Below are 1157 nucleotides of genomic sequence, written 5' to 3'. Positions count from 1 at the left end.
AGATAGGGGTATTTTGAATTTTAATAACAATATTTTTAAGTTGTTATTATTAATTCTCATATAAACACACTATGCGCTAGTGTTTGGTATCATTATTTAAATAAGGCGTTTTTATTGAATTTAATTTATTTAAACTAAAGTAAAATAACAATATAAAACTAAAAATACTTATTTGATGATTTTAAACTATAAACTATCTCGCATATGGAGATTATTTAAACGTAAAGTTTGAGGTGAGAGCGTGGTTTTATTACTAGTGGCAAATATGTATTATCTAAAAATGAAAAATAAAACTTAATATTCTCAATAAGAATATCGAAATTAGTCTTAGAATGTGTATTTATACCGAAATAGCGTAAATGATTATAAATTTTAGTCTGTCATTAATGGGGTTTATTTTTGCTAATGTTAGTCAGAGAGAGACTTTAAAAGGATACCTGCCAGTATCAATGATAAAAAAGATACCGGTAGGCGGCTTGAGTATTATTTAAACAGTGAAAAATCTTGTTCTGGTGAAATCAAAGATTCAGCCTGATAGCGACGACTGCGATCAGCCTTACAGATATAATTAAAACCATCTTCTTGTTCAGTGCCGTCACAGATTAATTCTATAATATCGATGTCTAAAATTTCAGCAATTGAATATAAGGTATCAACGTGAATACGCATATCGCCCAGTTCATGGCGGGAATGGTGTTGTTGGCTAATGCCCAGTAATTTGCTTAACTGTTGAATGCTCATATTTCGCTCTTTTCTGAATGAGCGAATGCGAGCGCCAACAATTTTGGAGGTGTTCTTTTTCATTATAATGACCAATATTGATTAAGTAAAAATACTATATATTTGGAGATCTTTTAAGATTCTGCTTTATTTTTTCCCTTTCACTTTCATTAAATAAAAAGAAGTCATTAATACTCGTATTAAAATAAATAGCATATTGTTTGAGCCGATCAATCGATATTCGATTATTCCCACGTTCATAACGAAGCTGTTGCTGTTCACTAATTCCAATCGATTGAGCTACAGTGAGTAGGGATAACCCTTTTTCTTTACGTAACTTTCGTATTTTATATCCAATAACAGTATTTGGGCTTCCTGGGACAAAACCATTTGGCGATGTGGGTGCGATACCATTTCCAGCAACAGGATCCTGACTA

The 1157-nt window shown here is 31.5% G+C and carries 2 protein-coding genes; both read right to left on the bottom strand.

What is annotated here, in order from left to right:
- Window positions 1-483: 483 nt before the first annotated feature.
- Window positions 484-804, bottom strand: coding sequence for a helix-turn-helix domain-containing protein (locus tag JK188_RS17500; RefSeq protein ID WP_211887154.1), 321 nt, complete (start codon window positions 802-804; stop codon window positions 484-486).
- A 31-nt stretch (window positions 805-835) separates the two neighbouring features.
- A partial coding sequence (locus tag JK188_RS17495) for a helix-turn-helix domain-containing protein (protein ID WP_249216047.1) occupies window positions 836-1157 on the bottom strand: 322 nt, incomplete at its 5' end.

This window comes from Providencia sp. JGM181, from assembly GCF_018257375.1.
GTDB classification, from domain to species: Bacteria; Pseudomonadota; Gammaproteobacteria; order Enterobacterales; family Enterobacteriaceae; genus Providencia; species Providencia lanzhouensis.
The sequence above is the reverse complement of the archived record's forward strand: the minus strand, read 5'-3'. Positions and strand labels throughout refer to the sequence as shown.

What these genes read in the sequence shown, in the direction of transcription:
- JK188_RS17500 (WP_211887154.1), bottom strand. Translation starts at nt 804, where the DNA reads ATGAAAAAGAACACCTCCAAAATTGTTGGCGCTCGCATTCGCTCATTC.